Below are 18,808 nucleotides of genomic sequence, written 5' to 3' on the forward strand. Positions count from 1 at the left end.
CGGATTAGCGCGGCATCGCCTCGCGTAATCCGACACCACCGGAGCCAACAATGTGTCGGATTACGCGGCGTGCCGCCGCTAATCCGACCTACGTTGCTCTGCGTGCACGATCCTAGCCAATACCCCCTCCCCAAACACCGTTTGAAACGGCAAATCCTTGCGCTGTGCATAGCCGATATAGCAATCGCACTTGAAGCGCGGGCAGCGGCGTTCCTGCAGCATGTCTGTCAAGTCATCCACGTACAGATTCCCCAGCCGCTCCGGCACGAAATGGCAGCGCGTCAGTTCGCCATCGCCATCGACGGACAGCGACGCTTCGCCCGCCAGGCACGGTTTGCCGCGCGAGGGTGACGGACGGCGGCTTTGCGCGAACCACGGATCGGCGGCGTCGAGCCAGGCCAAGTCTTCCCTGCTGTAGTAGCCGGGACCACGGCGGTCGTAGGCGTTCAGCCACAGGTAGACGTGCGCGGGCAGGGCTGCGCGCAGGGTGCGGATGGCGTCCAGGTGTTCGGTCATCGCGACGGCGCCGACGGAATAGCGCACGCCCATCGTGTCCAGGCGCGCGCAGCGTTCGAGAAAACGGGCCAGTGTCGTCTGGTCCGGGTGGTAGGTGCACCACAGTCCGATTTTTTCCAGTCCGTCCAATCCCTGCAGCCAGTTCAGGGGGCCGGACAGATTCGTCTGCAGCGCCACCTGGCGCACGTGGGGCAGAGCAGCCAGCGTCTGCATGGCCGTGCGGTAGTGGCGTCGCACCAGTGCTTCGCCCCAAGGTGTAAACAGGACGCTGATGTCCCGTTTTTGCGCCGCTACCCAGCTCGTAAAACGTGCCACTTCGCGCGCATCGCGGGCCAGGGTGGCTCGGCTGTCGCGCTTCTTGGCGAACGGGCAGTAGCCGCAGGCGTAATTGCAGCTCGCCAAGGTACCCCGGTACAGCAGGGACAAGGTGCCGGGCTCCGTTGTCAGCGCAGTTGTCAGCACGCCTGGCCGCCTTCGGCCATCAGCGCGCGCACCGTATCGGATGCCAGCCACGGGCCGATGGTGTCGGCGTAGCTGTAGCCGCGGTCATTCAGGCGCAGCAGCGGGCCGTTTTCTTCCACCAGTTCCAAGGCGTGCAGCTCGGCCAGTTGCGGCAGATCAAACTCGCAGCGGCTGCCGAAGCGCGCCGTGTAGGCGTCGCGGTCCAGGCCCGGTTCGGTCAGCAGCGACTGGATCACGTAGCGGCGGCGCTGTTCTTTCCCATCGAGCACATGGCCGTGTTCCGCCTGCGCGAAGCGTTCCTCGTCCAGCGCCAGAAACTGTTCGATGATGCCGATGGTCTCCGTTCTCGCCACCGCGTACTCGCTCGAATAATGGAGGTTGGCCGTGTAGGAGCGGGCGCCCGCGCCCAGGCCTACCATGCCGTCATTCTGGCAGCAGTACGAGGGACCGTTCTGGTCGGGCGCATGCGGGGCGCGGAACATGCGCATCGAAACCTGTTCATAGCCCTGGGCGCGCAGATGGTCGCGCGCGGCCGCGTACAGGGCCAGACGGCTGTCGCCGTCGCGGGCCAGCATGATGGGGTTGAGCGTTTCGGCGCCCTGGCGGCGCGCCACTTTGCCAAGACCTGTCTGTTCACGCACGTAGAGCGGATACAGATAGATTTCTTCAGGCCGGAAGGCCAACGCGCTGTCGATGGACGCGAGCAGGCTGGCCACGGTTTGCCCGGCGATGCCGTAGATCAGGTCCAGGTTCAGGGTGGGAAAGCCTGCCGCGCGTATCAGGCCGATGGCGTGATGGACGGTGGCGTTTTGCTGGGGACGGGCCAGCGCGCGCATCTCGCCGGCGGCAAAACTCTGGATGCCCAGGCTGACCCGGTCGATGCCGTGCGCACGGCACACGGCAAGCCGTTCGGCCGTGATGGTTTCGGGCGAGGCTTCGATGCCGGCCGGCGTCGCCTGCAAATCGATGCCGAGGATGTCGCGTGCGCCGCACAGCAAGGTGTCCAGCTGCGCGGGAGACAGATAGGTGGGCGTGCCGCCACCGAGCGCGAAGCGGGCAAAGCGCCGTTCACCGAGGGCGCCGTCCATCGCGCGCATCTGCACCAGCACTTGCCGCACATAGCGCTCGACCATGTCGGCGCCGGGGCGTGCCATGGCGAACAGGTTGCAAAAGCCGCAGCGCATCTCGCAAAACGGGATATGGATGTAGGCGAAGAGGGCGGAGCGGTCCTGCCGCGCCCACAGGGGCGCCAGCGGCGCGGCCTGCGGCAAGGCGCGGTAGGCCGCCTTGTGCGGATACGAGTACGAATACGCCTGGTAGGGCGTGTGGCGCATGCGTTGCGCCAGGGTGCCCGGCTGTTCGGATGGGTTCATGATGGGGACTCCTGGGAAATGGTATCTGGCGTGAGGAAGAAGTGCGCATACGGCACCTGCCACACGCTGTCGTGGGCCACCCGGTGGCCACGGTAGCCGTCTTCGCCATAGGCGCTGCCGTGGTCCGAGCAGACGATGGCAAACGTGGGCGCGCGCGCGGCGCAGGCGGCAAACAGCGGTGCCAGCGCGCTATCCACATAGCGCAGGGCCGCCGCATGGCTGTCCAGGTTATCGGCGCGGCAGCCGGGCAGGTGGGCGCGGTTTGGCGTGTGCAGGGCGGCCACGTTGATGAATAAAAAGGTGCGCTGGTCGTTTTGCGCCAGCAGCCGGGTCGCCAGCGCCACCTGCTTTTGCGTCGAATGGCGGCTGGCCACGCCCATGCCGGCGCTCCAGTGGCTTTCCTGGAACAGCGACGGCAGCACGGTGCCCAGCGCCGTCTGTTTATTGAAGAAGCCCACGCCGCCGATGCAGATGGTGCGGTAGCCGCGCGCGGCCAGCGCGGCGGGAAGGTCTGCCTCCTCGAACGCAAACGTGTGCGGCGAGGTGGTTTCGCTGCCCGCAAAAGCGCTGGCGAACAGGCGCGGATGGCGGCCCGGCGCGGCCGGCGTGGGCAAAAAGCCGGCGAAGAACGCCTGGTGCGCGGCATACGTGAACGTGGCGGGCGAGTGGCGCTTGTCCCAGCCGCCCGGTGGCAGAAAACGTCCCAGCACGGGCAATTCGCCCGCCGCATACAAGGCTTGCGCCACGTCGTAGCGCAGGGTGTCGAGCGTGATGAAGACGATGTCGTGGCTGCCCACGACGGCGTGCATGTCGGGGATGGCTGGTGGGTCTTTAAACATGGGTCAGTTGCGCTGCGTAGGTGTCCGCGCCTTGCCACAGCAGGCCTGGCAGCAGGTCGCCGAAGGCGTTCGCTTCCAGCACATGGGCCTGGCCATGGCGTACGACGAGATCGTAGCCCGTCACGTGGCTGTGGGGGAAGGCGCGCGCGGCCTGGGCGCTGGCTGCTTCCAGCGCCGTCATGTCGGCTGCGTTCAGGAGACCAGCCGCGTCGCCGCGCCGGTTGTCGAGGTGGAGATTGGTCATCATCTGGGCGCCGATGCGCGCCACACGGTGCGCGGGCCGGCCGGCCATGGTCACGACCCGCAGGTCGTAATGGCTGTCGCCGCAACGGGGCTTGTTCAGCCATGCTTCCGCATACAGCTGTTGCGCGGCCAGCGCGTCGACGAGGGCGGCGATGTCGTGCTGCGTCTCGTAGCGGGCCATGCGCTTGACGTTGAACAGACGCGCCGCGCCGTCGCCCTGCTGCAAGGCGGCCGAAGTCGTGGCTTGCTGCCGCCCGGCCTTGTTTCTGCGGTAGGCGACGACGCCGGACGCGGACGAGCCGTAACGCGGTTTCAGATACACGCGGTCGAGATCATGCTCGTGCAGCAGCGACTGCAGGTGATCGTAGCTGTGCACGGGACCGAGCAGGGTGGGAATGGCGATGCCGTGCGCGGCCAGGTGATGCTGGCAGGCCAGCTTGTCCGTCATGAGACAGATTTCGGCTGGCGCATTGAAGACGCGTATTTGCGGCATGGCCGCCAGTTGCCTCGCCAGGCCTTGCATGGCATTGGAAAAACCGGCAAACCACGCATCCATGGCCAGCAGCTCGCCATGCGCTGGCGCATCGACCGGCGGACGGTCCAGCAGCCGGCAGCCAGCCTGCAGCAACAGCCGGTGGGCGGCGGGATCGTCGCCGGACGGCTCGACCTTGAGCAGGCCGGGCTGGCGCAATGAATCCTCGAGCAAGGCAGGCTGACGCAGCCAGTCGCGCCATTCCAGCACCTGCGCGGGCGGCAGACGCAGATGCGCGCGCGCCGCCTGCAGCAGGCGCACGCGCTTGCTGCCCTGTGTTGCCAGCAAAAGCATCAGGTTCTATTCGCCGACGGCGACATAGCGATAGACTTCGTCGTCGTCCTCGTCGTCTTCCTGCGGATCATCGAGCCTGACGGGGAAGGGCAGGGCGTTGAGTTTTTCCTGGTTCGCTTCGGAGATATAGTGATGCGACAGGTCCATGCGTTTCAGATTGCCCAATTGCGTGCCTTGCAGCAGTGCTTCGGCGCCCACGTCGCCCAGGGTGCCCAGCGACAGGTCCAGGGTCTCGACGGTGGCCAGCAGCGGCTCGTTGGCCAGCCAGACGGCCAGCTCGTCGGCGATCTGCGCATCGCGCAGGCCCAGGTAGCGCAGGGTCGGAGTGGCCAGTTGCGCCATTACTTTCTGGTACAGCGCCACGTCGCCGGAAAAACCATAGTCGTCGGTACCGAGCCACAGTTCCAGGTATTCCAGCTTGGGCATGCTCGACTGGGCCAGCGCCTGCGCGATCTTCTGATCGAGGCCACCGGACTCGATGGTGAACTTGCGCAGGTTCTGGTGCGCGAACGGTTCGACGGTCAACTCATTGCCACCGCGGATGCGCAGCTCTTCCAGCTGCGGGAAGGCGTCCAGCAGCGGCTTGTAGCTGCCTTGCACGATCCACGAGATTTCGCATTCCTCGTACGTCATGTCGCCGATGAACAGGGCGCGCAAGTTCGGCAGCTGCGGCGCGTGGCTGATCAGCGCGGCGATCACCTCGTCTGCGCCCGCTTCGTACGGATCGCCCCACATGCCGATGATCAGCGCCTCAAGCGCATTCTTGTCGGTTTTTTCCAGGAAGCCGGCGATCAGGTCCGGCATCTTGCGCTTGTCGTCATACTCGAGCGAGAGGCGGTAGACGATATCCTGCCCCGACTGCAGCGCAATATCAGGATCGTACTCGACGACTTTTTTCTTGTGGAAGAGGGTGGTGCTTTCGGAAATCGTCATTGCTAAGGCTCCATGAAAGACAGTGAAAATCTTGTCTAATCCAAAATCTTAGCATGGGCGAAAGAGCCTATTGCACACTGCTGAAAAGCAACTATCTATGGATGACCACCAATAAGGCCTTGCCTTCCGTCTTGCCCAGGTTGCGTATCGTATGCGGCTGGTCGGCCGGGTAGCGCGCAGTGCCGCCATTCTTGACCTTTTTCTTCGCCGTGCCCACTTCCAGCTCCAGGTTGCCGTGGATGACCGTCAAATGTTCGGTGGTGCCCGGGTCGTGCGGCTGCGACGCCAGTTCGCCGCCCGGCGCCAGGGTCACTTCATACCATTCGTATTTGCCGGCCAGTTCCATCGGCCCCAGGATGCGCAGCACGTAGCCCGCGTGGTCGCCGGGCAGGGTGGGGGTTTCGTGGGCATCCGTGATGCGGATGGTTTCCACGGCTTTTTCCGCGCTGGACAGCAATTCGCCGATCTGTACGCCCAGGGCGTTGGCCAGGCGCCACGTGATGGCGATGGTGGGATTGGCTTTTTCGCGCTCGATTTGCGACAGCATGGACTTCGAAACGCCCGCGATGCGCGACAAATCCTCCAGTGTCAGGCCGCGCGCCAGGCGCAGCCGTTGCAGGGTGGCGCCCACTTCGGGCGGAGAATTGGTCGAAACGCTGGTTTTCATCGGCAGGTGGCTTGCAAAGTTCAAAAGGCTTGGGTAATATCCACTATATTGAATTTCAGTTCGAAATAGTGGATTTTGAGGAAAAACACGGAAACGTGTAGACTTCAAACAGCGCTTCACGGTACAGCATTGTGCGCGCACCGGTCAAGCGGCCGCTTTCCCTATGGCGGCTGAGGTCACACGGATACCACAAACGCAGGGACACACAAGGATCATCATGAGCGAGCAAGCGAAGAACACCTTTTTCAGCGGTCTGCAACAGAATCTCGATCAACTGCGCCAGCAGGGCTTGTACAAGCCCGAGCGCGTGATCGCCTCGCGCCAGGGCGCCGAAGTGGTGTGCGACGATGGCCGTACCCTGATCAATATGTGTGCGAACAACTACCTGGGCCTGTCCGGCGACCTGCAGACGCAGGAAGCATCCATTGCCGCCACGCAAAAGTACGGCTATGGCCTGTCGTCCGTGCGCTTCATCTGCGGCACGCAAACCGTGCACAAGGAACTGGAACAGGCGATCTCCGCTTTTCTGGGTACCGAAGACACGATTTTGTACGCGGCGGCATTCGACGCCAACGGCGGCGTGTTCGAGCCCCTGTTCGATGAAAACGACGCCATCATCTCGGACGCGCTGAACCACGCTTCCATCATCGACGGCATCCGCCTGTGCAAGGCTGGCCGCTACCGCTACGCCCACAACGACATGGCCGACCTGGAAGTGCAGTTGAAAGCGGCGATTGCCGCCGGCAAGCGCCATAAAGTCATCGTCACGGACGGCGTGTTCTCGATGGACGGCACGATTGCGCAACTCGACAAGATCTGCGACCTGGCCGACCAATACGGCGCGCTGGTGATGATCGACGAATGCCACGCTTCCGGTTTCATGGGCGCGACGGGCCGCGGCACGCACGAACACCACAATGTGATGGGCCGCATCGACATTATCACGGGCACCCTGGGCAAGGCCCTGGGCGGCGCCATGGGCGGCTTTACGTCGGCGCGCAAGGAAGTCATCGACACCCTGCGCCAGAAATCGCGTCCCTATTTGTTCTCGAACACGCTGGCGCCATCGATCGCCGGCGCTTCGCTGTCGGTGTTGGAACGCCTGGCCAAGTCGACGGAACTGCGCGACCGCCTGCATGACAACACGGCTTTCTTCCGCAGCGAGATCGAGCGCATCGGCTTCACCATCAAGCCGGGCACCCATCCGGTGGTTCCCGTGATGCTGTTCGACGCGCCCGTGGCGCAGAAATTCGCCGCCCGCCTGTATGAGCTGGGCGTGCTGGTGACTGGCTTCTTCTACCCGGTCGTGCCGATGGGCCAGGCCCGTGTGCGCGTGCAGCTGTCGGCCGCCCACACGCGTGAACAGCTGGTGCAAGTGCTGGCCGCTTTCGAACAGGCTGGCAAGGAACTCGGTTTGCTGACCACGACCACTACCAATTAACAAGAATTCAGGAAAATAGCATGGAACGCATCTTAGTCATTGGCGCAAACGGCCAAATCGGTAGTGAGTTGGTGGGCGCGCTGGCGCAGCAGCACGGCGCGGACAACGTCATCGCCAGCGACATCGGCACGAATAATCTGTACCAGGCCAAGCGCTACGCGCAGCTCAATGTGCTGGACAAGGACGGCCTGGCGAAAATCATCGCCGACGAGAACATCACCCAGGTGTACCAGCTGGCGGCCATGTTGTCGGCCACGGGCGAAGCGGCGCCATTGAAGGCGTGGAGCCTGAACATGGATGGCTTGCTCAATATCCTGGAACTGGCGCGCGAGCGTGGCGAAGCGGGCAAACCGCTGCGCATCTTCTGGCCGTCGTCGATCGCCGCCTTCGGCCCGAACACGCCGCAAGTGAACACCCCGCAAATGACGGTGATGGACCCGACCTCGATGTACGGCATCAGCAAGCTGGCCGGCGAGCGCCTGTGCGAATACTACTTCAACAAGTATGGCGTGGATGTGCGCAGCATCCGCTACCCGGGCATCATCAGCTACAAATCGCCTCCGGGCGGCGGCACCACCGATTACGCCATCGCCATCTTCCACGCGGCCTTGCGCGGCGAACGCTATGACTGTTTCCTCGATGCGAGCACCACTCTGCCGATGATCTATATGCCGGACGCCATCCGCGCCACCATCGAACTGATGGACGCGCCAGCGGCACAGATCAAGATCCGCTCGTCGTACAACGTGGCCGGCGTGTCGTTCAACCCAGAGCAGCTGACGAAAGCCATCGTGCGCATGGTGCCGGACTTCAAGATCAGCTACAAGCCGGACAGCCGCCAGGCCATCGCCGACAGCTGGCCGCAAAGCCTGGACGACAGCAAGGCCAGCGCGGACTGGGGCTGGAAGGCGCAGATCGGCGTCGAGCAGATGGTCACGGACATGCTGGCCAATGTCGACGTGGGCCATGCCGCCAAGGCAGCCTGAGTTTTGCAGCAGTACTAAAAAAACATACTAAATAAAGAGACACTACATGGACATGAGCGTATTTGACCTGTTTAAAATCGGCATCGGGCCGTCGAGTTCCCACACGGTGGGGCCGATGGTGGCGGCGCGGCGTTTTCTGGTCGAATACGGTCCACTGGACCAAGTAGTGGGCGTCGAAGCGGCCCTGTATGGCTCGCTGGCGCTGACGGGCGTGGGCCACGCGACGGACAAGGCCGTCATTCTTGGCCTGATGGGCGAAACGCCGCAGGACGTGGCGCCAGATGAAGTCGACAGCAAGCTGGCGGCCATCGAGGCGGCCGGCGAGATCGCCTTGCTGGGCACGCACGTGGTGCCATTCACGGCCGCCACGGGCCTCGTCTGGCACAAGAGCGAATCGCTGCCCGAGCACCCGAACGGCATGCGCTTTACCTTGAAACTGGCGGACGGCAGCCGTGTCGACAAGGTGTATTACTCGATCGGCGGCGGCTTTATCCGCGAGGCTGGCGAGGCGCAAGCGGAAGCGGCCGTGGAATCGGCCGCTGCTGCCCGCGTCGTCTTCCCCTTCGACACCATGGAGCAGTTGCTGACGCATGGCGTGGAAAGCGGCCTGTCGATCCCGGAAATGCTGCGCGCGAACGAATGCGTCAAGCGCAGCGACGAGGAATTGAACGCGGGCCTGGACCGCATCTGGCACGTCATGCGCGACTGCATCGCGCACGGCCTGGAAACGACGGGCAACCTGCCGGGCGGCTTGAACGTGAAGCGCCGCGCGGCGAAATTGTGGCGCTTGGCGCAGGAGGCGAAAGCGTCCGACAACCGCGCCAACGACTTGCCGCACGACGCCGTGCACCTGGTCAGCCTGTACGCGATGGCCGTCAATGAGGAAAACGCGGCCGGCGGCAGGGTCGTGACGGCGCCGACCAACGGCGCGGCCGGCATCATCCCGGCCGTGCTGCGCTACTACGCGCAGGATTGCCGCCCCAGCGACCCGGTAGGCGGCGTGCGCCGCTTCATGCTGACGGCAGCGGCCATCGGCATGCTATGCAAGCGCAATGCGTCGATCTCGGGCGCCGAAGTGGGTTGCCAGGGCGAAGTGGGCGTCGCATGCGCCATGGCGGCCGCCGGCCTGGTGGCGGCCCTGGGCGGCACGAACGAGCAGATCGAGAACGCGGCCGAAATCGGCATCGAACACCACCTGGGCATGACGTGCGACCCCATCGGCGGCCTGGTGCAGATCCCCTGCATCGAGCGTAATGGCATGGGCGCCGTGAAAGCCATCACGGCTGCCTCGCTGGCCCTGAAGGGCGACGGCACGCATTTCGTCAGCCTCGACGAAGTCATCGAAACCATGCGCCAGACGGGCGCGGACATGCAGGACAAGTACAAGGAAACGTCGTTGGGCGGGTTGGCGGTCCACGTTATCACGGTCAATCACGCTGCTTGTTGATGCCCTGATGGTGTTGTCGGATTACGCGCTCACGCGCTAATCCGACCTACGGTGAATGGCAATGTCGCAGGTCGGGGTTGGACGGCGTAGGTCGGCTTAGCGCAAAGCGCGTAAGCCGACACCACCACGGTAGTTGCCGACAAACTCACTCCTCCTCAAACAACTGCTCCAGCCTTCTCGGGTAGTTATTCAAGAAATCGCGCGTCACGGCGTAGTGTTCCGTGTCTTCATACGCCACTTCGTGGATGCCGCCGCCCGTAAACATGAGGATTTTTGCGTTCGGGTAGGCGAGTAGAATCGGCGAATGAGTGGCGATGATCAGCTGGGAGTCGTCCTGCACCAGCTGGTGGATCACAGACAATGCCGCCATCTGGCGGCTCGGCGACAGGGCCGCCTCGGGTTCGTCCAGCAGATACAAGCCTTTTCCGCGCAGCTTGTTGATCAATGTCGCCATGAACGCTTCGCCGTGTGACTGCGCGTGCAGCGACTTGCCGCCGTAGCTCTCCAGGTATTCCAGCGGCATCTCGTCCATGTAAGTGGCGACGTTGAAAAAGCTCTCGGCGCGCAGGAAATAGCTGTCCTCGGGCTTTTTGTAGCTCTTGCTCAGGCGCAGATGCGCATGCAAGCCCGATTCCTCGTCCGACGGCAGGGCGATGCGCACGTTGCGCGTGCCGCCATCCTTGCCGAAGCCCAGCGCCACGGCCAGCGCTTCGAGCATGGTCGACTTGCCGCTGCCATTTTCGCCCACGAAAAACGTCACATCGCGGTGGAAATCCATGTGCACGAAGTCGCGGATGGCGGGAATGGTGAACGGATAGTGATCGAGGTCGACGACGGCGTCGGAGCGCAGCGCGGCGCTTTGCAGATATGGTTTTTTACTCAGCGACATGGCCGGTTCTCGACTCCAATAATGATCGTGGCAAGGGATACTCAGCACAGTGTGACGTAAATCGCCGACGCGCGCCAGTGCGTACGCCAGCCATGTTCGCCTGGCTTGACCTCATGCAATTATGGCTTGTTTGATAATGGGCAGGCGCTCCAATTGTCACATCTTGATCAGGCGGGTGCCACGCGATTCGCCTTGGACGGCGGCTGGCACTATAATATCCGCTGCCATTCATGATCAACCGCACTCAGCTCAACTGGACTCTTCAAATTTATGCACTACGTGTCTACCCGCGCTGATAAAGCGCCATCGAATCAGCAGCAATTCTCCGACATCCTCCTGGGCGGCCTGGCCCCCGATGGCGGACTGTACCTCCCAGAACACTACCCGCAAGTCACTGGTGCCGAGCTCAATGCCTGGCGCACATTGTCGTATGCCGACCTGGCCTATGAAATCCTGAAGAAGTTCGCCACTGATATCCCGGCCGCGGACCTGAAGGCACTGACGGCGAAAACCTATACCAAGGCAGTCTACAAGAACGCCCGCGCTGGCGAAAACGCGGCCGACATCACGCCGCTGCGCGTGCTCGAAGAAAGCGTCGTCAAGGGCGGATCGACCACCCTGATGCTGCAGGCGCTGTCGAACGGCCCGACCCTGGCCTTCAAGGACATGGCCATGCAGCTGCTGGGCAACCTGTTCGAATACACCTTGGCCAAGCACGACGCCGAACTCAATATCTTCGGCGCCACGTCGGGCGACACGGGTAGCGCGGCCGAATACGCGATGCGCGGCAAGAAGGGCATCCGCGTCTTCATGTTGTCGCCGCACAAGAAAATGAGCGCCTTCCAGACGGCGCAGATGTTCAGCCTGCAAGACCCGAACATCTACAATATCGCCATCGAAGGCGTGTTCGACGACTGCCAGGACATGGTGAAAGCCGTGTCGAACGACTTGCCGTTCAAGGCAAAACAGAAGATCGGTACCGTCAATTCCATCAACTGGGCGCGTGTCGTGGCGCAAGTTGTCTATTACTTCCGCGGCTACCTGGCGGCCACCACCAGTAACGAGCAAAAAGTGTCGTTCACGGTGCCATCGGGCAACTTCGGCAATATCTGCGCCGGCCATATCGCCCGCATGATGGGCTTGCCGATCTCGAAACTGGTGGCCGCGACGAATGAAAACGACGTGCTCGACGAATTTTTCCGCACGGGCGTCTATCGCGTGCGCAAGTCCGCCGAAACGTACCACACCAGCAGCCCGTCGATGGATATCTCGAAAGCGTCGAACTTCGAGCGCTTCGTCTACGACCTCGTGGGCCGCGACAGCGACCGCGTGCGCGCCCTGTTCACGAAAGTGGAAACGCACGGCGGCTTCGACTTGTCCGGCAAGCCTGGCAGCGATGGCGATGAATTCAAGCTCGTCGCCAAGTACGGCTTCAAGTCGGGCAAGTCCACGCACCAGGACCGCCTCGACACCATCCGCGACGTGGCCGACGACTACGGCATCACCATCGACACGCACACGGCCGACGGCATCAAGGTGGCGCGCGAGCACCTGGAGCCCAACGTGCCGATGATCGTGCTGGAAACGGCGCTGGCGGCCAAGTTCAACGAAACCATCCTCGAAGCGCTGGGCGTGGACGCGGAACGGCCAAAGGGCTTCGAGAACATCGAAGACTTGCCGCAAAAGTTCGTCGTGATGGATGCGGACGTGGAAAAGATGAAGGCGTACATCGCCGCAAATACGGGCTTGTGATGAGCGATCCGACCGCAGAACGCAAAGCCATGCTATCGGTGGCCGAGGCGCAAGCCTTCATGCTGGGCGCGGCGCGCCCGGTGGCCGAGGTGGAACTGGTCGACACCATGCGCGCCAACGGCCGCGTGCTGGCGGCGGCGCAAACGTCGACCCTGAACGTACCCGAGCGCGACAATACGCAGATGGATGGCTATTGCGTGCGCGCCATTGACTGCGCCAGCGGCGCGGCCAGCTTGCCCGTGTCGCAGCGCATCGCGGCCGGCCACGTGGGCCAGCCCTTGCAACCTGGGACGGCGGCGCGCATCTTCACGGGCGCCCTGATCCCGGACGGCGCCGACTGCGTCGTCATGCAGGAGCAGTGCACGGTGATGGATGGCGTGGTGACGGTCAATCACGTGCCGAAAGCCGGGGAATGGGTGCGCCGCCAGGGCGAGGATATCCGCGCCGGCGGCGAAATCCTCGGCGCCGGCCGGCGCCTGCGCAGCCAGGAAATGGGCCTGGCCGCCTCGGTGGGCCTGGCCCAAGTTCCCGTGCTGCGCAAGCTGCGTGTGGCCGTGTTTTTTACGGGCGACGAGCTGGCCATGCCCGGCGAGCCCCTGGCGCCGGGCGCCGTCTACAACTCGAACCGTTTTACCCTGCGCGGCTTGCTGGAAAATCTGGGCTGCGAGATCACGGACCTGGGCATCGTGCCCGACAGCCTGGAAGCGACGCGCGCCGTGCTGCGCCAGGCGGCCCAGGGCAATGATCTGATCATCACTTCGGGCGGCGTGTCCGTGGGCGAGGAAGACCATATCAAGCCGGCCGTGGAAGCGGAAGGACGCTTGAACATGTGGCAGATCGCCGTCAAGCCGGGCAAGCCGCTGGCGTTTGGCGAAGTGCGGGATGCGTTCTTTGTCGGCTTGCCCGGCAATCCCGTCTCCAGCTTTGTCACGTTTTTGCTGTTCGTGCGCCCGTTCATTTTGCGCCTGCAAGGCGTGGCGGGGAACCTTGCGCCGCGCAGCTACAAGCTGCCGGCCGCGTTCGAACGCCTGAAGGCGGACAAGCGCAACGAGTTCCTGCGCGCCAAGGTCAATGAGGACGGCGAGCTGGAACTGTTTGCCAACCAGAGTTCGGGCGTGCTGACGTCCACGGTGTGGGGCGACGGTTTGATCGATTGCCCGCCGGGCCTGTCGATCGCGCGCGGCGACATGCTGCGTTTTATCCCGTTTAACGAATTGCTGTACTGAGGAAGTATCGATGAAGATCAATCTGCGATTTTTTGCCAGCGTGCGCGAACTGGTGGGTACGGGCCATGAAGTGCTGGAAGTAGCCGAGCCGCTGACGGTGGGCGCAGCGAGAGCGCTGCTGATCGCCCGCGGCGGCAACTGGGAATACGCGCTGGCGCCGGGCCGCGCGCTGCGCATGGCGCACAATCAGGTGATGTGCGATGCCGATACCGTGATCGGCGAAGGCGACGAGGTGGCGTTTTTCCCGCCCGTGACGGGCGGTTAGGAATACCGACTCAAGAAAATGGCCGCTGATGCGGCCATTTTTTTATCGCGACTTGGCTTTCGGCTTGTCCTCGCTGCACGTGGCGCAGGCGACGGCTTTCCGGTAGCGCCAGTATTTCGAGCCGATGAAGATGGCCGACGCCACCAGCGACCAGGCCAGCGCGCTGAGGATATCGGCCTGGCTGGCGCTGCCCTTGCTGTACTCGACCACTGTCAGGATGATGAATAAAATCGAGCTGGCCAGCAGATAGCGGGAAATCCAGAATCCTGCGCCCATGTGTTTCTCCTCTTGTCGTCGCGTTGTCTCGTGATTCAAAGTGCTGATCGTTGCAGCATCTCAGCGCAGTATGCATCATTTTTCGGCATTACTGCCATCTCCTGGCCCTATCTCGACTAAAATGCCGGGGTTTTCACCGTCTTCCAGCTTGCCATGACCAACTCCAGCTCCCCTCCGTTCCACATCGCCGTCATCGGCGGCGGCCCTGCCGGCCTGATGGCCGCCCAGGAGGCGGCAGGCCAGGGCGCCACGGTGGAACTGTTCGACGCCATGCCATCCGTCGGCCGCAAATTCCTGCTGGCGGGGCGCGGCGGCATGAATATCACCCATGCGGAAGACTACTGTTCCTTCATCTCGCGCTACGGCCGGCCGGCACGCTGGATCAAGCCGGCGCTGGACCAGTTCGGTCCGCAAAAAGTGCGCGACTGGGTACACGGCCTGGGCGTGGATACCTTCGTCGGTTCCTCGAACCGCGTCTTCCCGACGGACATGAAAGCGGCGCCGTTGCTGCGCGCCTGGCTGCACCGCCTGCGCGAAGCGGGCGTGCAATTTCACATGCGCCACCGCTGGACGGGCTGGCGCGACGGCCAGCTGGTATTCGCCACGCCGGAGGGTGAGCGTTTGCGCGCCTTCGACGCCGTGATCCTGGCGCTCGGTGGTGGCAGCTGGGCACGGCTCGGTTCCGATGGCGCCTGGGTGCCGCTGCTGCAAGAGCAGGGCGTGGCCGTGGCGCCTTTGGTGCCGGCCAATTGCGGCTTCGACGTGGACTGGAGCGAGCATTTCAGCAGCCGTCATGCGGGCGAACCGCTGACGACGGTGGCCATCTCGGCGCGCAACATCGATGACTGCATGATCAAGCGCCAGGGCCAGTTCGTCATCACGGCGGGCGGCGTGGAAGGCAGCCTGATTTATGCCTTATCGGCCGCGCTGCGCGAGCAGATCGCCGCCGAGGGCAGCACCACCATCTGGCTCGACCTGGCGCCCGACTACACGCATGAACGCGTGTTCGAAGAAGTGACGCGCCCGCGCGGTTCCCGCTCCATGTCCAGCCACCTGAATAGCCGCCTGGGCATCAAGGGCGTGAAATCGGGCTTGCTGCGCGAATGCCTGAGTGCGGCCGACTTTGCCGACGAAGCCAGGCTGGCGGACGCCATCAAGCTGCTGCCCGTCACACTCGTACGCCCGCGTCCCATCGATGAAGCCATCAGCAGCGCCGGCGGCGTGGACTTCGACGGTATCGACGGCAGCATGCTGCGCGCCATGCCGGGCGTCTTCGTGGCGGGGGAAATGCTGGACTGGGAAGCGCCGACGGGCGGCTACCTGCTGACGGCCTGCCTGGCGCAAGGCAAGGCGGCCGGCGAGCAGGCGGTCAGCTGGCTGGAAGAGAATGTCAATGCCAGATGATATCGCCTGAACCGCTCTTTTGCGCATCGCGCTGGCGCGGGTTGCCGTAGACGTGAATGTCGCCGCTGCCGCGCAAGGTGAGGTTGGCCGCGTCGCGCACGAAGACCGTGCTCTGGCCCGAGCCTTGCAGGCTGACGCTGGCCTTGTCGGCGGCCAGGTGCTCGGCATCGATGTCGCCTGATCCGCTCAGGTCGGCACGGAGGAACTTCGTGTTGCCGCTGGCGGCGATGCGCCCGGAGCCCACCATTTCCAGCACCACGCTGTCGCTGTTGCCTGCATTGATGTCGAGGTCGCCGCTGCCGTTGACGGTGGCTTGTACCTGCTTGTAGCGTCCCGTGAAGCTGACGTCGCCCGAACCCGTCAATTCCAGGATAAAACTGTCGCCGGAAAATCCCGTGATCTTGCTGTCGCCATTGCCGTGCACTTCCACGCGCACGAGGGCTGGCAGCACCAGTTCCACCTGCAGCGGCTGGCGATGGTGGAACAGCATGCCTTTCGGGCCGATATGCAGGGTCGTGCCATCGGCCGTCGTGTCGACGTTCGACAGCAAGCGCTGCTCGCCGCTCACTTTCAGCGATGGCGTGGCGCCGCGGCGCAGCACCAGGTCGATGGGGCCGGCCAGGTCGATGCTGTTGATATTGGCGGCAATCGGGCGCGTTTCGCTGCGCACGGCGCGGCCGGCAGCGCTGCTGGGATTGCTGATCCCCTTGGCGCGCAGCGCCGCATACGACATGGCGATCAGGACCATGGCCAGCAAGAGCATGGACAGGCCAACTTTGAGCAAGCGTTTCATGGCAGCCTTTCTAGTGACCTTTGAGCAGGGAGACATTCATGGCGACATAGCGTTTGATACCGATCAAGGTATAGCGCGTGACGACCAGACTGAGCAGGAAGATGGCGATGCCGCCGAGCAGCATGCCCACGCCGAAGACGGTTTGCGTGGTGCGCGCATCGCGGTCCATGTCGGTGGAGATGCGGATGCCGCCGCCGGCCAGCGCTTCGGCCCGCTCCATCACGCGCGATGTGGCGCCAGGCGCCTGGGGCTCGGACTCGGCTTTGACGGGGCCGGGCAGGTGGTCCACTTCGATGCCTTTGTCGCCGATGGTGATGCGCGTTTCACGCCGTTCGCCGCCTTCGCCGCCGTCATCGTCATGGATGAAGACGTGGCGCAGCGGGCCATCGAGCACCAGTTCGTTGGCGCCGGACAAGCCGCTGGCCGTGATGGCGATGCCGGCCAGGTAAAAGCTCAGGCCGACGGCATACAGGGCGGCCAGCAGGGCCGCGTAGACGGCGGCGGGCACGACCATGAACAGGTTGAAGATGGCCAGGCCCACGAGCGAGACGAGCAGGCGCAGCAGGTTGACGGGGGTCTTCTTTTGCTCGAACGCCTGGCGGTGGGTGCTGCTGCGCAAGGTGAGGGCGATCTTTTTCGGGTCGCCCAGGTCATCGGCGATTTCGTGCTCGCTGCGGCCGGCCGCAGCGCCTTCAATGAAGGTCTGTTCGTAATAGTCGAGGGTCTTGGCCACCAGGTCCGGTGGCAAGCCTTCCAGCGCGCGCCGCAGCGCGTCGAGATAATCTTGCTTGTTCATCATATTCTTCCTGTCAGTCCGCTTCGCCGCTTCAGCCCACTGCAGGCAGCAGCATGCTTGCCTGGCTCAGCAGCAATGGCGCATGGGGCGCCTGCTGTCCGTTGATGACAATCAAGGTGGCCAGCGCCACACAAGCGAGCAGTGCCACGGCTTTCAAGCTATTTTTCAAGTGCAAGGTGGTGTGCATGGTATTCCCCGTGGCATGGCCGTTGTCGATGATCAGACTGTACCCAAGCGCACGCGGGCGCACCAGTGCGGTGCGACAGAATGCAATTTCGCGGGGGCGAGCGACACCAGGGGAGGATGCACCGTCAAGTCTACTTTGCCGGCTTGACCGTGGTGACGGCTTTGGCCGCCGCCACGCCGCTGCGCACGGCCGCCTCGATGGTGGCCGGATAGTCTTGCGTCCGGTCATCATTGGCCGTGTAGTCGCCGGCCAGCAGCAGGCCCGGCACGCCGCTGGCGTTGCCGGGGCGGGCCAGGTCCGGCGTGCAGGCAAAGGTGGCGCGCTTTTCCGTGATCAGTTGGGTCCAGGCAGGTTGCGCCAGTTCAGGGCGTTGCAGCACCTGCGCCAGTTGCGCCGCGATCGCTTGCGCCAGCGGGCCATGGCCTTGCTCGGCGGCATTGCCCGAGGCGCTGATGACGACGGCCAGCAAGCCCGCCTGCTTGCTGTCGAGTTGGCCCCGGTCAAAGACGAACTGGCCCCAGCGTTGTTGTTCCGGCGTATCGACGAGGGCGTAGAACGGCAAGTCCAGGCGCACCGAGGCGTCGTATTGCAGGTAGCAGGTGCTGATGGCTTCCGGCGTGAAGGCTTGCATGCAGTCAATGGCAGCGTCGAGGCGGGCGTCCTGCAAGCCTTGCAGCAGCGTGGTCGCCTGCACGGACGAGGTGGCGATGATGACGCCATCATAGTGCTCGCCGTCATCGAGCCGCCAGCGGCCATCAGCCAGCGCCTGCAAGGCATCGACCTTGGCACCCGTGCGCACTGTACCGCCATGCCGTTCCACATAGCGGGCGGCCGCGTCCGGCAACAGGGTACTCAAATCCGCTTTCGGGATCAGCATATCGGACGCGCGGCGGCGGGATGCGCCCAGGCTGTCGCGCAGCACGTTGATGAAGACGCGGGCCGAGGCCCGCTCGGGAGGCGTATTCAATGCGGCCAGGCACAGCGGATGCCACATCAGCCGGTTCAAGCGGTCCGTCTGGTCGAAGCGCTGCAGCAACTCGCTGACCGTGCAATCGTTATATAGCTGCCAGCCCATCGTCCGCATGGCCGTGGAAAAACGCATCAGGGCCAGCTTGTCGGCGCGCAATAATCCTTTGGCGCACAACAGTGCCCATGCCAGGTGCAGCGGCGCGGGCAGGCGCGGCGCGACGAAATCCATGCCGCCCGAGTCCGCCGGATAGCGCATCTGCAGGGGCAGGGTGAGGATCAGTTCGCCAGGGTCTTGCCCCGCGAGCTTAATCAGGCGCAAGGTTTCCCTGTACGCGCCCAGCAGGATGTGCTGGCCGTTGTCGAGCGTTGTATTTTCTCTCTCGACGCGGCGTGCGCGGCCGCCCAGGGTGCGCGCCGCCTCGAACACGGTCACCGAGTGGCCGGCGCGCGCCAGCTCCATTGCCGCCGCGCAGCCAGCCCAGCCGGCGCCGATGACGGCGTAGCGTTGCTTCACGGCC

The 18,808-nt window shown here is 63.8% G+C and carries 19 protein-coding genes; 7 read left to right on the forward strand and 12 right to left on the reverse strand.

The genetic code is table 11. The annotated features are described in order from the left end of the window. Positions 1–78 precede the first annotated feature (78 nt). The 6 genes from ASN89_RS19765 to ASN89_RS19790 form a co-directional block, all read right to left on the reverse strand. Positions 79–978: an STM4011 family radical SAM protein gene (locus tag ASN89_RS19765; protein ID WP_235502021.1), complete on the reverse strand. Its 900-nt coding sequence runs from the start codon at positions 976–978 to the stop codon at positions 79–81. Beyond that, positions 972–2,351, reverse strand: a complete 1,380-nt coding sequence (locus tag ASN89_RS19770; RefSeq protein ID WP_058050472.1) for an STM4012 family radical SAM protein — start codon at positions 2,349–2,351, stop codon at positions 972–974. Before ASN89_RS19770 ends, ASN89_RS19765 begins: the two co-directional genes overlap by 7 nt. Further along, entirely contained in the window at positions 2,348–3,190 is an 843-nt protein-coding gene (locus ASN89_RS19775) for an STM4013/SEN3800 family hydrolase (protein WP_058050473.1), read from the reverse strand. The genes ASN89_RS19770 and ASN89_RS19775 overlap by 4 nt, the downstream gene beginning before the upstream one ends. Next, entirely contained in the window at positions 3,183–4,259 is a 1,077-nt protein-coding gene (locus tag ASN89_RS19780) for an STM4014 family protein (protein ID WP_058050474.1), read from the reverse strand. Before ASN89_RS19780 ends, ASN89_RS19775 begins: the two co-directional genes overlap by 8 nt. A 6-nt stretch (positions 4,260–4,265) precedes the next feature. Next, positions 4,266–5,192, reverse strand: a complete 927-nt coding sequence (locus ASN89_RS19785) for an STM4015 family protein (protein WP_058050475.1) — start codon at positions 5,190–5,192, stop codon at positions 4,266–4,268. A 91-nt stretch (positions 5,193–5,283) separates the two neighbouring features. Then, complete coding sequence (locus tag ASN89_RS19790; RefSeq protein ID WP_034751403.1) at positions 5,284–5,859, reverse strand: helix-turn-helix domain-containing protein; 576 nt, start codon at positions 5,857–5,859, stop codon at positions 5,284–5,286. A 217-nt stretch (positions 5,860–6,076) separates the two neighbouring features. Between ASN89_RS19790 and kbl the strand changes: the two genes are divergently transcribed. The 3 genes from kbl to ASN89_RS19805 are packed head-to-tail and all read left to right on the forward strand — an operon-like array spanning position 6,077 to position 9,733. Beyond that, positions 6,077–7,300: a glycine C-acetyltransferase gene (gene kbl, locus ASN89_RS19795; RefSeq protein ID WP_046685113.1), complete on the forward strand. Its 1,224-nt coding sequence runs from the start codon at positions 6,077–6,079 to the stop codon at positions 7,298–7,300. 20 nt (positions 7,301–7,320) lie between these two features. Continuing rightward, positions 7,321–8,286, forward strand: coding sequence for an NAD-dependent epimerase/dehydratase family protein (locus ASN89_RS19800; protein ID WP_058050476.1), 966 nt, complete (start codon positions 7,321–7,323; stop codon positions 8,284–8,286). Between the two features lie 46 nt (positions 8,287–8,332). Further along, the gene (locus ASN89_RS19805) at positions 8,333–9,733 is read left to right on the forward strand and encodes an L-serine ammonia-lyase (protein ID WP_058050477.1); all 1,401 of its coding nucleotides are present in this window, start codon (positions 8,333–8,335) and stop codon (positions 9,731–9,733) included. 145 nt (positions 9,734–9,878) lie between these two features. Here ASN89_RS19805 and ASN89_RS19810 read toward each other — a convergent pair whose 3' ends face one another. Beyond that, a complete protein-coding gene (locus ASN89_RS19810; RefSeq protein ID WP_058050478.1) occupies positions 9,879–10,622 on the reverse strand; it encodes an AAA family ATPase in 744 nt (247 codons plus the stop codon). Positions 10,623–10,892: 270 nt separating this feature from the next. On the opposite strand from ASN89_RS19810, the gene thrC reads away from it, so the two are divergent. The 3 genes from thrC to moaD are packed head-to-tail and all read left to right on the forward strand — an operon-like array spanning position 10,893 to position 13,865. Then, a complete protein-coding gene (gene thrC, locus ASN89_RS19815) occupies positions 10,893–12,374 on the forward strand; it encodes a threonine synthase (protein WP_058050479.1) in 1,482 nt (493 codons plus the stop codon). Continuing rightward, on the forward strand, positions 12,374–13,600 hold the full coding sequence (gene glp, locus ASN89_RS19820; RefSeq protein WP_058050480.1) for a gephyrin-like molybdotransferase Glp: 1,227 nt from the start codon (positions 12,374–12,376) through the stop codon (positions 13,598–13,600). Before thrC ends, glp begins: the two co-directional genes overlap by 1 nt. Before the next feature lie 10 nt (positions 13,601–13,610). Next, on the forward strand, positions 13,611–13,865 hold the full coding sequence (moaD, locus tag ASN89_RS19825) for a molybdopterin converting factor subunit 1 (protein ID WP_046685118.1): 255 nt from the start codon (positions 13,611–13,613) through the stop codon (positions 13,863–13,865). Positions 13,866–13,907: 42 nt separating this feature from the next. Here the strand turns inward: moaD and ASN89_RS19830 are convergent, their stop codons facing one another. Continuing rightward, positions 13,908–14,141, reverse strand: a complete 234-nt coding sequence (locus ASN89_RS19830; RefSeq protein ID WP_058050481.1) for a hypothetical protein — start codon at positions 14,139–14,141, stop codon at positions 13,908–13,910. 153 nt (positions 14,142–14,294) lie between these two features. Here ASN89_RS19830 and ASN89_RS19835 point away from each other — a divergent pair, with 153 nt between their 5' ends. After that, a complete protein-coding gene (locus tag ASN89_RS19835; RefSeq protein WP_058050482.1) occupies positions 14,295–15,545 on the forward strand; it encodes a TIGR03862 family flavoprotein in 1,251 nt (416 codons plus the stop codon). On the opposite strand, the gene ASN89_RS19840 is transcribed toward ASN89_RS19835, so the two are convergent. From ASN89_RS19840 to hpnE, 4 genes are all read right to left on the reverse strand, one after another. After that, the gene (locus ASN89_RS19840; RefSeq protein ID WP_046685121.1) at positions 15,532–16,338 is read right to left on the reverse strand and encodes a head GIN domain-containing protein; all 807 of its coding nucleotides are present in this window, start codon (positions 16,336–16,338) and stop codon (positions 15,532–15,534) included. The genes ASN89_RS19835 and ASN89_RS19840 overlap by 14 nt on opposite strands. A gap of 10 nt (positions 16,339–16,348) precedes the next feature. Further along, the gene (locus tag ASN89_RS19845; RefSeq protein ID WP_235432968.1) at positions 16,349–17,137 is read right to left on the reverse strand and encodes a DUF1700 domain-containing protein; all 789 of its coding nucleotides are present in this window, start codon (positions 17,135–17,137) and stop codon (positions 16,349–16,351) included. A 28-nt stretch (positions 17,138–17,165) separates the two neighbouring features. Further along, positions 17,166–17,321 carry a hypothetical protein gene (locus tag ASN89_RS29060; RefSeq protein WP_160309309.1) on the reverse strand — a complete coding sequence of 52 codons (156 nt, stop codon included), beginning with the start codon at positions 17,319–17,321 and terminating at the stop codon, positions 17,166–17,168. A 130-nt stretch (positions 17,322–17,451) separates the two neighbouring features. Next, the gene (gene hpnE / locus ASN89_RS19855; RefSeq protein ID WP_313902976.1) at positions 17,452–18,804 is read right to left on the reverse strand and encodes a hydroxysqualene dehydroxylase HpnE; all 1,353 of its coding nucleotides are present in this window, start codon (positions 18,802–18,804) and stop codon (positions 17,452–17,454) included. Positions 18,805–18,808 lie beyond the last annotated feature (4 nt).

The organism is Janthinobacterium sp. Ant5-2-1 (assembly GCF_001445815.1).
In the GTDB taxonomy this organism is placed as follows: Bacteria; Pseudomonadota; Gammaproteobacteria; order Burkholderiales; family Burkholderiaceae_D; genus Janthinobacterium; species Janthinobacterium lividum_E.

What these genes read in the sequence shown, in the direction of transcription:
- ASN89_RS19835 (WP_058050482.1), top strand. Translation starts at nt 14,295, where the DNA reads ATGACCAACTCCAGCTCCCCTCCGTTCCACATCGCCGTCATCGGCGGC.
- ASN89_RS19785 (WP_058050475.1), bottom strand. Translation starts at nt 5,192, where the DNA reads ATGACGATTTCCGAAAGCACCACCCTCTTCCACAAGAAAAAAGTCGTC.
- ASN89_RS19830 (WP_058050481.1), bottom strand. Translation starts at nt 14,141, where the DNA reads ATGGGCGCAGGATTCTGGATTTCCCGCTATCTGCTGGCCAGCTCGATT.
- ASN89_RS19810 (WP_058050478.1), bottom strand. Translation starts at nt 10,622, where the DNA reads ATGTCGCTGAGTAAAAAACCATATCTGCAAAGCGCCGCGCTGCGCTCC.
- ASN89_RS19800 (WP_058050476.1), top strand. Translation starts at nt 7,321, where the DNA reads ATGGAACGCATCTTAGTCATTGGCGCAAACGGCCAAATCGGTAGTGAG.
- ASN89_RS19780 (WP_058050474.1), bottom strand. Translation starts at nt 4,259, where the DNA reads ATGCTTTTGCTGGCAACACAGGGCAGCAAGCGCGTGCGCCTGCTGCAG.
- kbl (WP_046685113.1), top strand. Translation starts at nt 6,077, where the DNA reads ATGAGCGAGCAAGCGAAGAACACCTTTTTCAGCGGTCTGCAACAGAAT.
- ASN89_RS19845 (WP_235432968.1), bottom strand. Translation starts at nt 17,137, where the DNA reads ATGATGAACAAGCAAGATTATCTCGACGCGCTGCGGCGCGCGCTGGAA.
- ASN89_RS19805 (WP_058050477.1), top strand. Translation starts at nt 8,333, where the DNA reads ATGGACATGAGCGTATTTGACCTGTTTAAAATCGGCATCGGGCCGTCG.
- ASN89_RS19790 (WP_034751403.1), bottom strand. Translation starts at nt 5,859, where the DNA reads ATGAAAACCAGCGTTTCGACCAATTCTCCGCCCGAAGTGGGCGCCACC.
- thrC (WP_058050479.1), top strand. Translation starts at nt 10,893, where the DNA reads ATGCACTACGTGTCTACCCGCGCTGATAAAGCGCCATCGAATCAGCAG.
- ASN89_RS19840 (WP_046685121.1), bottom strand. Translation starts at nt 16,338, where the DNA reads ATGAAACGCTTGCTCAAAGTTGGCCTGTCCATGCTCTTGCTGGCCATG.
- ASN89_RS29060 (WP_160309309.1), bottom strand. Translation starts at nt 17,321, where the DNA reads ATGCACACCACCTTGCACTTGAAAAATAGCTTGAAAGCCGTGGCACTG.
- ASN89_RS19770 (WP_058050472.1), bottom strand. Translation starts at nt 2,351, where the DNA reads ATGAACCCATCCGAACAGCCGGGCACCCTGGCGCAACGCATGCGCCAC.
- moaD (WP_046685118.1), top strand. Translation starts at nt 13,611, where the DNA reads ATGAAGATCAATCTGCGATTTTTTGCCAGCGTGCGCGAACTGGTGGGT.
- glp (WP_058050480.1), top strand. Translation starts at nt 12,374, where the DNA reads ATGAGCGATCCGACCGCAGAACGCAAAGCCATGCTATCGGTGGCCGAG.
- ASN89_RS19775 (WP_058050473.1), bottom strand. Translation starts at nt 3,190, where the DNA reads ATGTTTAAAGACCCACCAGCCATCCCCGACATGCACGCCGTCGTGGGC.